The sequence below is a fragment of the Streptomyces sp. NPDC028928 genome (genome assembly GCF_055564915.1).
On record NZ_JBVHVI010000020.1, the window covers coordinates 98,399 to 109,041 of the forward strand.

The following is a 10,643-nucleotide window of genomic DNA, read 5'->3' on the forward strand; positions in this document are numbered from 1 at the left end:
GGAATCCGACGTTCGGGGCGGAGGCCGGCGAGGTGGCCGCGGGGGTGTCGGGGGCGGACGGTGGTCGGGGCGGCCGGCCCGCGGGTGGGCGCGGCCGAGGTAGGACGGGGCGGCGGCCGACGGTGCTGTGCCGGTGACGGTCGCGCGACCCTCGGTGGATGGGGCGAGAGCGGCGGCCGGCGCCGGCAGTCACCGATGCCGGGGAGCACCGCCGCCCGGCGATGTCCCATGCCCCTGGCATCGGCCCGCACCGGCGCCCGCAAGTACCGCTGCCGCTCTTCGTCAGCGCCCGGAATCCCCGGCCCGCCCCTCCTCCCGGACGGCACCTGTCAGGTCAGCCCCGGCGGCCCCGGCCACGGCCCCTACGGCCCTGTTCCTCGCCGTCGGGCTGGTCGCCGTACTCTCCCTCGTCGTACGAGCCCAGCAGCTCGTCGGCCAGTGTCGGCAGATCGTCCAGGGGGGTTTCCTCGGCCCAGTCGGAGCGCCGCCGGCTGCGGGGGGTGCCGTCGGCGTCGATCTGGGGCATCTCGCGGGTGCGTGCGTCGGAACCGTCGGGGCCAGGGGCCGGCCGCTCGTCGCGGAAGAAACCGGGCGGCACCCGGTCCGCCGGATCGTCGCTCCGTACGGGCGGCAGGACGGCGGTCTCGTCGGCCGCGCCGGGCGCCACCGACGGCAGCTCGGCCGTCTCGTCGGCGGACACCGGCGGCAGCACTGCCGTCTCGTCCGCCGCGCCCGGCGGCACCTGCGGGAGCACCGCGGTCTCCTCGGCCGGCCCCGAGGACGCCGGAGGCTGCGGCAGCTCGGCGGTCACCTCGGAGTCGGCGGAACCGCCGCGCTCCTCGCGCACCGGCCGCAGCACCGTCGTCTCGTCGTCCGTGCCCCGCGTGTCCGTGCCCCGCGTGTCCGTACCGCGCGCGGCAGCCTCGGGCGACACCACCGGCGTGGGGACCGTCACCGCGTCGGGGACCACACCCGGCGCCTTGGGCAGGGGGGCGCTGGGCCTGCGGGCCGCCGCATCGGCCGCCGCCGCGGCCTCGGCAGCCTGCCGACGGGCCTCCTCGGCGCGCAGCAGCGCCTCCTCGGCCTTGCGCTGCGCCTCCAGACGCCGGGCCTCCTCCTCGGCACGCAGCCGGGCCTGCCGGGCCTCCTCCTCGGCACGCAGCCGGGCCTGCCGGGCCTCTTCCTCGGCGCGCAGCCGGGCCTCCTCCTCGGCCTGCTTGCGGCGCCGCTCCTCCTCGGCCCTGCGGCGGGCCTCCTCCTCGGCGCGTGCCTTCTCCTCGGCGAGCAGCCGCTGCCGCTCCTCCTCCGCGCGCCGACGCGCTTCCTCGGCCCGCTGCCGGGCCTCCTCCGCCTGCCGTTCGGCCTCGCGCCGCTGCGCCTCCTCCAGCTCGCGGCGCTTGCGCTCCTCCTCCTCGGCGCGCAGCTTGGCGAGCTGTTCCTGGCGCTCGCGCTCCAGTCGCTCCTCCTCGGCCTTGCGGGCGGCCTCTTCCTCGGCCTTGCGGCGGGCCTCCTCCTCGGCCTTCCTGCGGGCCTCCTCCTGGGCCTTGATCTCGGCCTCGGAGAGCGGCAGCACGGTGTCCAGGCGGTGCCGGATCACGGTGGTCACGGCCTCGGGCTCCTGCCCGGCGTCCACGACCAGGTAACGGCCGGGGTCGGAGGCGGCGAGCGTGAGGAAACCGGCCCGCACGCGCGCGTGGAACTCCGCCGGCTCCGACTCCAGCCGGTCCGGCGCCTCGGTGAACCGCTCCCGGGCGGTCTCCGGGGAGACGTCCAGCAGGACGGTAAGGTGCGGGACGAGCCCGTTGGTGGCCCAGCGGTTGATGCGGGCGATCTCGGTCGGGGACAGATCGCGGCCGGCGCCCTGGTAGGCGACGGACGAGTCGATGTACCGGTCGGAGATCACCACGGCGCCGCGCTCCAGGGCGGGGCGTACGACCGTGTCGACGTGCTCGGCGCGGTCGGCGGCGTACAGCAGCGCCTCCGCGCGGTGCGACAGGCCCGCCGAGGACACGTCCAGCAGGATCGAGCGGAGCCGCTTGCCCACCGGGGTGGCGCCGGGCTCGCGGGTGAGCACGACCTCGTGGCCCTTGCCGCGGATCCACTCGGCGAGGGCCTCGGCCTGGGTGGACTTGCCGGCGCCGTCGCCGCCCTCCAGGGCGATGAAGAAGCCGTTCGCCGCCGGTTCCGTGACCGGGTCGTCGCCGCCCAGCAGGGCGTCCTTGAGGTCCTGGCGCAGCGGTACGCCGGAGCGGTCGTCGACCTTGGCGAGCACCAGCGCGGCCACCGGCAGCAGCAGCGCGCCGACCAGCATCAGGGTGAAGGCGGCACCGCCGTGCGCGAAGACAAACCTGCCGTTCTCCAGCCGGTGCGGGCCGATCAGGGCCGCGACCAGGGGCGCGACCAGGGCGCCGAGCGCTATGAAGACGCGGACCACGGCGTGCAGGTGCTCGGTGGTGCGCGCCCGGCGGTAGTCCTCGGTCTCCTGGTCGAGCAGGGTGTGCCCGGTGTTGGCGGCCACGCCCGCGGCGGCACCGGCCAGCGTGACGATCAGCAGGACCGTGGTGACGTCCGGGACCAGCCCGGCGGCCAGCAGCGCGATGCCGGTGAGGGCGATCGCCAGGGCCAGGAGGCGGCGGCGGGAGAGCGAGGGCAGCAGCGCGGGGGCGGTACGGATGCCCACGGCGACACCGCCGGTCAGGCCCAGCACCAGCAGACCGTAGAGCACCGGGCCGCCGCCGAGGTCCTTGGCGTGCAGCACGCACACCGCGACGGCCGCGGCGATCGCGCCGGCGACTCCGGCGCAGGCCGGGACGAGCAGCGGGATGGCGCCCGTACGGCCCTTGTCGACGCCGGTGCCGGTGCGCGGGCGGCGCAGGCCCTCCAGCGGGGACCGCGCGCGCGGGGTGCGCGTGTCGGGCAGTTCCAGGTAGGTCAGCACGGACAGCGAGGCGGCGAACAGGCCCGCCGCCACATATGACCCGAGGGCCGCCTGGTGCTGGTCGAACCAGGCCACGCCGGTGCCCAGCAGGTTGTTCAGCAGGGCGGCGACGACCAGGGAGGCGGCGGCCAGCGGTACCGCCAGGAAGGTCGTCCGCAGCGACAGGCGGCGCAGCGCGTCCAGGTGGTCCGGAAGCGGTCGTACCGTCGCGCCCTCCGGGGGCGGGCCCGGCAGCAGAGCGGGGGCGGCGCTCTCCCGGCACACCGTCCACAGCCGCTCGGCGACGCCGGTGACGAAGGCGGTGACCAGCAGGACGGCGAGCGCGTTGTCCGGCGTCCAGTCGATCCACAGGGGCGCGACGATCAGCAGGGCGGCGCGCAGGCCGTCGGCGCCGACCATGGTCCAGCGGCGGTCGAGCGGGCCCTCCTGGGCGGTGAGCGAGGTCAGCGGGCCGAGGAGGACGGCGCCGAAGAGCAGCGCGGCGAGGATGCGGGCCGCGAAGACGGTCGCCACTGCGAACGCCACGCCCCGGTAACCACCGCCGAAGGCCCCCTCGGCTATGGCCGCCTGGAGGACCAGGAGGACCAGCACGAGGAGGGACAGGGTGTCGCCGACACCGCTCACCAGCTGCGCGCTCCACAGGCGCCTCAGCTGCGGTCGGCGCAGCAGGGAACGGACGGCGCGCTCGCGGGAGTCCGCGACCAGGGCGTCGTCCGGTGCTGTGGGGTGGGCCGTTGGCTGCTCGGCTCGCGTCATGCGTTCAGCCTATCCGCAGCCACTGACACCACACCTCGCGTGTCCGACCGTCCGCCCACCCGACACCGGACGACGCCGACCCGTTCGCTCAGCGAACCCGGGAGAACATCCACCGGCTTGGCGGAGAGGCCGCCGGCTTGGTGAGGAGGCCACCGGCGTGATGGGGAGGCCGCGCTGGCTTGATGGGGAGGCCACCGGCACGCGTGGAGAGGTCACCGGGCTGGGGGCAGAGCACCGACCCCTGGGCGGAGCGCCGGACCGGTCGGCAGAGCGCCGGCCCGCTGGGCGGAGCGCCGACCCGGTGGAGAGGCCGCTGGCTTGATGGGGAGGCCACCGGCTTGCGTGGAGAGGTCACCGGCCGGGGGCAGAGCCTCGGCCCGCTGGGCGGAGCGCCGGCCCGGTGAGCAGATCGCCGACCCGGTCGGCAGAGCACCGACCCGGTGGGGAAATCGCCAGCCCGGTCGGCAGAGCACCGGCCCGGCGGGTAGAGCACCGACCCAATCAGACGGTCCCGCCCCGGCCAGGGGACGCCGCCCCGCCCAGGCTGTCGCCGCCTCGGGCAGCCGGGCCGCCGGCCACTTCCCGCCCGCCGGGCGTCAACCGCCCGGCGAGGCCGGCGCCGCCCGGCCAGACACCAACAGCCCGGTCACGCAGGCCATCGCCGCCCCGACCCGCTGGCAGTCCACCGTGCCGGAGCCCGCTGTCGGTCGCCCCTTGCCGACCCCGCCGTCAGTCCTCCGTGCCGGAAGCCGTCGTCTTGGAAGCCGCCGCCTTCTTCGCGGTGGTCTTCTTGGCGGTCGTCTTCTTCGCGGCGGCGGCCGTCGTCTTCTTCGCGGCCGTCTTCTTGGCAGCGGTCTTCTTCGCCGGGGCGGTCTTCTTAGCCGCCGCCTTCTTCGCGGTCTTCTTGGCGGGAGCCTTCGCCCGCTTCTCGGCGAGCAGCTCGAAGCCACGCTCCGGAGTGATCGTTTCGACACTGTCGCCGGAGCGGAGGGTCGCGTTGGTCTCGCCGTCGGTGACGTACGGACCGAAGCGGCCGTCCTTGACCACGACCGGCTTGCCGGAGACCGGGTCCTCGCCCAGCTCCTTCAGCGGCGGCTTGGCGGCGGCCCGGCCACGCTGCTTCGGCTGGGCGTAGATCGCCTGGGCCTCTTCCAGCGTGATCGTGAAGATCTGGTCCTCGGACTGCAGCGAGCGCGAGTCCGTGCCCTTCTTCAGATAGGGGCCGTACCGGCCGTTCTGCGCGGTGATCTCCACGCCGTCGGCGTCGGTGCCGACGACTCGCGGCAGCGACATCAGCTTCAGCGCGTCCTCGAGCGTCACCGTGTCGAGTGACATCGACTTGAAGAGCGACGCCGTCCGCGGCTTGACCGCGTTCTTGCCGGTCTTCGGGGTGCCCTCGGGGAGGATCTCCGTGACGTACGGGCCGTACCGGCCGTCCTTGGCGACGATCGTGTGGCCGGTGGCCGGGTCGGTGCCCAGCTCGAAGTCGCCACTGGGCTTGGCCAGCAGTTCCTCGGCCAGCTCGACGGTCAGCTCGTCCGGCGCCAGGTCGTCCGGGATGTCGGCGCGCTGGTGCTGTTCGGTGTCCTTCTCGCCGCGCTCGATGTACGGGCCGTAGCGGCCGACCCGCAGCACGATGTCGTTGCCCACCGGGAACGAGGACACCTCGCGCGCGTCGATCGCGCCCAGGTCGGTCACCAGCTCCTTGAGACCGCCGAGGTGGTCCCCGTCGCCGTTGCCCGCCTCGGCCGCGCTGCCGACGCCGTCGTGGCCCTCGCCGAAGTAGAACCGCTTCAGCCACGGCACGGCCTGGGCCTCGCCCGCGGCGATACGGTCGAGATCGTCCTCCATCTTGGCGGTGAAGTCGTAGTCGACGAGCCGACCGAAGTGCTTCTCCAGGAGGTTGACCACGGCGAAGGACAGGAAGGACGGCACGAGAGCCGTGCCCTTCTTGAAGACGTAGCCGCGGTCCAGGATCGTGCCGATGATCGACGCGTACGTCGACGGGCGGCCGATCTCCCGCTCTTCCAGCTCCTTGACCAGGCTGGCCTCGGTGTAGCGGGCCGGGGGCTTGGTGGCGTGGCCGTCGGCGGTGATCTCCTCGGCGGACAGCGCGTCGCCCTCGGCGACCTGCGGCAGCCGGCGCTCACGGTCGTCCAGCTCGGCGTTCGGGTCGTCGGCACCCTCGACGTAGGCCTTCAGGAAGCCGTGGAAGGTGATCGTCTTGCCGGAGGCGCTGAACTCGACGTCCCGGCCGTCGGCGGCCGTACCGCCGATCTTCACCGTGACGCTGTTACCGGTCGCGTCCTTCATCTGGGAGGCGACGGTCCGCTTCCAGATCAGCTCGTACAGCTTGAACTGGTCGCCGGTCAGGCCGGTCTCCGCGGGCGTGCGGAAACGATCACCCGAGGGACGGATCGCCTCGTGGGCCTCCTGCGCGTTCTTCACCTTCGCCGCGTAGGTGCGCGGCTGCGGCGGCAGGTAGTCGGCGCCGTACAGCTGCGTGACCTGGGCGCGGGCCGCGGCGATCGCGGTGTCGCTCAGCGTCGTCGAGTCCGTACGCATGTACGTGATGTAGCCGTTCTCGTACAGCTTCTGCGCGATCTGCATCGTCGCCTTCGCGCCGAAGCCGAGCTTGCGGCTGGCCTCCTGCTGCAGCGTCGTCGTACGGAACGGGGCGTACGGCGAGCGGCGGTACGGCTTGGACTCGACGGACCGCACGGAGAAGCGGGTGTTCTCCAGGGCGGCGGCGAGGGCGCGGGCGGTCGCCTCGTCGAGGTGGAGGATGTTCGCGCTCTTGAGTTGTCCCAGGGAGTCGAAGTCGCGGCCCTGCGCGATCCGCCTGCCGTCGACGGTCTGGAGGCGGGCGACCAGCGACGACGGGTCCGACGAGTCTCCCGCGCGGCCGGTCGCGAAGGTGCCCGTCAGGTCCCAGTACTCGGCAGAACGAAAAGCGATGCGATCGCGTTCCCGCTCCACGACGAGTCGTGTGGCGACGGACTGCACGCGGCCGGCCGACAGCCGGGGCATGACCTTCTTCCACAGCACCGGGGAGACCTCGTAGCCGTAGAGGCGGTCGAGGATGCGGCGGGTCTCCTGGGCGTCGACCAGCTTCTGGTTGAGCTGGCGCGGGTTGGCGACGGCCTCGCGGATCGCGTCCTTGGTGATCTCGTGGAACACCATGCGCTTGACCGGGATCTTCGGCTTCAGGACCTCCTGGAGGTGCCAGGCGATCGCCTCGCCCTCCCGGTCCTCATCGGTGGCGAGGAACAGCTCGTCGGACTCCTTGAGCAGGTCCTTGAGCTTCTTGACCTGGGCCTTCTTGTCGGCGTTGACCACATAGATCGGCTGGAAGTCATGTTCGACGTCCACACCGAGGCGGCGGACCTCGCCGGTGTACTTCTCGGGCACCTCCGCGGCGCCGTTGGGAAGGTCGCGGATGTGCCCGACGCTCGCCTCGACGGTGTAGCCGGGGCCGAGGTAGCCCTTGATCGTCTTCGCCTTGGCAGGCGACTCGACGATGACGAGTCGGCGACCGCCCTGTGCGGTCTCGCTGGTCGGGGACAACTTCGCTCTTCTCTCCGGTCGACGCTGGGGCCTCCCCAGGCCTTGGTCCCGGGGTCGCGGCGTACTACTGGCTCGTGTGACGCTGCGGAGTGTGACGCTACATCCCGCCCCCGTGTCAAACGGGAAAAGCCCACAACGGCCACTCGAACGGTAACCCGACTACCGCCATTCCTGCCGCCCGGACTGCCCGGCCACCCCCGCACCCCTGTCCGGAGCGTGACGCTCCCCTTACCGGGTGGACATGGCGCCCACCGGTCTCAGAGCCGGGTCAGGCAGTACACACCGAGGGCCAGCGCCACCGTTCCGGCCATGCTCGCGGACACGGCAGATGCGACACGGCTCACACCGTGGGCAACCGGCTCCTGGCGCCGGAGGCGAGTCCCCGTCCAGGCCAGCAGACCGGCCCCGAACAGGGCGAACACCACTCCCGCGAAGATCGCCGGACCACTCTCCATCGCCCGCCCACCCCTTCCCTGCCGTCGGCTCCGCCCAGCGCCGGGAGGGTGGCACGCGCGGGAGACGGACAGGCGACTTCGGGGTGAACGGGAGGCCGGGACATATTCGAACCTTTGCTCGAACGGGGGCCCTCCGGACGCGGCGTACATATTTTTCCGGCCGTTTTCCGGAAAGGGTCCGATGCCGGCCCCGACCGGCATCGCCTCCAGGCCCGTGCCCCCGGCATACGACGCTGCCCACACCCCGCTCGCAAGACGGCCGGACCGCCCCTACGACCGGACCGCGCGCTCACGACGGCACGGCACGGGCGTCCGGGGTGCGGCACCTCCCCCGGCACCGCCCGCACGAGACTCCGACCCGCGCCGCACTCCGCCGCGCGCCGGACTCCACCCGCGCACCGCACTCCGCCGCGCACGGCACTCCGGCCCGCGCGCCCCACTCAGCGCACCGGCTCCAGGAAGCCCTGCTCCACCAGCAGCCGGATCTGCGCGGGCGTGCGGTCGCGGAGCAGCACGGCGTCCTCGCCGACGAGCTGCGCGATGGCGTCCAGGATGCGGCCCGCGCTCAGCGTGCCGTCGCACACGCCCGCGAATCCGGCACCGACCGTGTCCACCTTCGTCGCCCGGCGCATCCCGCGGTGCTGGCGCAGCACCACATGCTCCGGGTCCTCGGCGCCGGGCAGCCCGACCTGCTCCTGGACCACTTCGGCGGCGAGCTTGAAATGGCTGTCCAGCAGCGCCGCGTCGTCGTGCGTCCGGAGATAGTCGAGCCGGTCGAAGTGCGCCCGGATCGTCTCGCCGAGCGGCTGCTCCACCGGGTGCGGCCACTCCTCCACGGTGACCACGGGTTCGGCGGACCCGGTCCGGCGCAGGGTGATCCAGCCGAAGCCGACCCCCTTGACCTTGCGCGCCTCGAACTCGTCGAGCCAGGCGTCGTACCGCGCCTGGTACTCCGCAGGGTCCCCGCGGTGGTCACCGGCGTCCCTCAGCCACAGCTCGGCGTACTGTGTGACGTCCTGTACCTCGCGCTGCACGATCCAGGCATCGCACCCGCGCGGCACCCACGACCTGAGTCTGTCCTGCCAGTCCTCCCCTGCGACGTGCTGCCAGTTCGCGAGGAACTGCGCGAACCCGCCCTCGTTCAGCCGTTCCCCCGCTTCCTGAACGAGCGAGCGGCACAGATCGTCCCCGCCCATGCCACCGTCCCGGTACGTCAGCCGGGCGCGCGGGGAGATCACGAACGGCGGGTTGGAGACGATCAGGTCGAAGGTCTCGTCGTCCCTGACCGGTTCGAACAGCGAGCCCTCGCGCAGGTCGGCGGACGGGGCCCCGGAGAGCGCCAGGGTGAGCGCCGTGATGTGCAGCGCGCGCGGGTTGAGGTCGGTCGCCGTCACGCGGGTGGCGTGCTGCGACGCGTGCAGGGCCTGGATGCCGGAGCCGGTGCCGAGGTCGAGGGCGGAGGCGACGGGGGTGCGGACGGTGATGCCGGCGAGGGTCGTCGAGGCGCCGCCGACGCCCAGCACGACGCCCTCCGCGCGCTGCCCGATGCCGCCGGCCCCGCCGACCGCGCAGCCGAGGTCGGAGACGATGAACCAGTCCTCGCCGCCGGGACCGCCGTACGGCCGTACGTCCACGGTGGCGGCCACCTCGTCGCCGCCCACGCGCGTGAGCCAGCCGGCCTCCAGGGCCTCCTCGACCGGCAGAACGGCCGCCACGCGCGCGTGCGGCACCGGCTGCTGGAGCAGGAACAGCCGTACGAGCGTCTCCAGCGGCGTGTCGCCGCGGGTCACCCGGAGAGCGGGCACGGTCTCGCTGCGGGCCAGCGCCGCGTACGCGGCGGCGCCGAGCAGGTCGAGCAGCCCGTCGGCGGTGAAGGAGGCGGCGAGCAGCGCGTCCCTCAGACGCGCGGCGATGTCGGGCCGGTCGGAAGCGGGCAGGGGAGCGAGTCCGGAGTCAGTCACGCCCCCATTGTGGCCCGGGGCGGCTGCCCGGGGCCGACTTCACGCGCGGCGTCCGCCGACGTCAGCCCGCGGTCGCCGGTGCCGGTGCGGAGGCCGAGGCGGACGCGGCGACCTTGCAGCTGGGCTGCTTGGCCATGGCCTTCTTGACGTCCTCCTGCTCCAGCCGCTTCAGCGCCTGCGTACCGCTGTCGCTCTGCTTGCCGATCTCCTTCGACTGGGCGGCGACCTCCTTGAGGCCACGGGCGAACTTGCCCTGGTCCTTGGTGTTGAGCCCGTCGACCTTCTTCTTCAGATCGGCGTACGACGTGGCCAGGCCGGAAAGGTTCTTGGCCGCGTCCTTTTGCAGCTTGGCGCCACCGTCGACACCGGGGGGCGCGCCGGCGGTGTCGAGGGCGTTCGCGAGCGCCTTGTAGCCGTCGGCCATGTCCTGGAAGGCGTCCGCGTACGTTTTCTGCGCGTTCTTGGGCGGGAGGTTGCTGTCCGTGGCGATGGCCGCTATCGCGGCGTTGGCCGACCGGATCTTGGCGTTGGGCGCGGGCACCGCGTCGCACACCGTCTTGGCCCAGGACACCAGCTTGGGGTCGGGCCCCTCCTCACCGCTGCTGCTGCACCCCGACACCGCCACCACCAGTACCGCACCGCCGGACAGTGCGGCCGCGAGCTTCTTGTTCACCGGATTGGTCCCTTCCATGGCTCTCGGCCCCCGGAATCTACACGGCGAACGCACCCCCTCCCCCTGCCGAAGGAGCCGTAAGTCAGCTTTTGTGACCTTTCGCACCATGGGAGAGAAGGCTCACGACGTGGCTCGGGATGCGGCTCACGACATGGGCGGGCACACGCGGAAGCGGGGGGGGGGGGGGGGGGGGGGGGGGGGGGGGGGGGGGGGGGGGGGGGGGGGGGGGGGGGGGGGGGGGGGGGGGGGGGGGGAGAGGGGAGGGGGGGGGGGAGTGGGGGGGGGGGGGGTGG

The 10,643-nt window shown here is 73.3% G+C and carries 5 protein-coding genes; all 5 read right to left on the minus strand.

Annotation, left to right across the window (positions count from 1 at the left end):
• Positions 1–334: 334 nt before the first annotated feature.
• Positions 335–3,694, minus strand: a complete 3,360-nt coding sequence (tmk, locus tag ACZ4U1_RS36200; protein ID WP_467908410.1) for a dTMP kinase — start codon at positions 3,692–3,694, stop codon at positions 335–337.
• Between the two features lie 729 nt (positions 3,695–4,423).
• Complete coding sequence (gene topA, locus ACZ4U1_RS36205; RefSeq protein ID WP_467908411.1) at positions 4,424–7,261, minus strand: type I DNA topoisomerase; 2,838 nt, start codon at positions 7,259–7,261, stop codon at positions 4,424–4,426.
• Positions 7,262–7,518: 257 nt separating this feature from the next.
• Entirely contained in the window at positions 7,519–7,716 is a 198-nt protein-coding gene (locus ACZ4U1_RS36210) for a hypothetical protein (RefSeq protein ID WP_467908412.1), read from the minus strand.
• Between the two features lie 440 nt (positions 7,717–8,156).
• Positions 8,157–9,677: a DUF7059 domain-containing protein gene (locus tag ACZ4U1_RS36215; protein ID WP_467908413.1), complete on the minus strand. Its 1,521-nt coding sequence runs from the start codon at positions 9,675–9,677 to the stop codon at positions 8,157–8,159.
• A gap of 61 nt (positions 9,678–9,738) precedes the next feature.
• On the minus strand, positions 9,739–10,368 hold the full coding sequence (locus tag ACZ4U1_RS36220) for a small secreted protein (RefSeq protein ID WP_467908414.1): 630 nt from the start codon (positions 10,366–10,368) through the stop codon (positions 9,739–9,741).
• Positions 10,369–10,643: the final 275 nt, after the last annotated feature.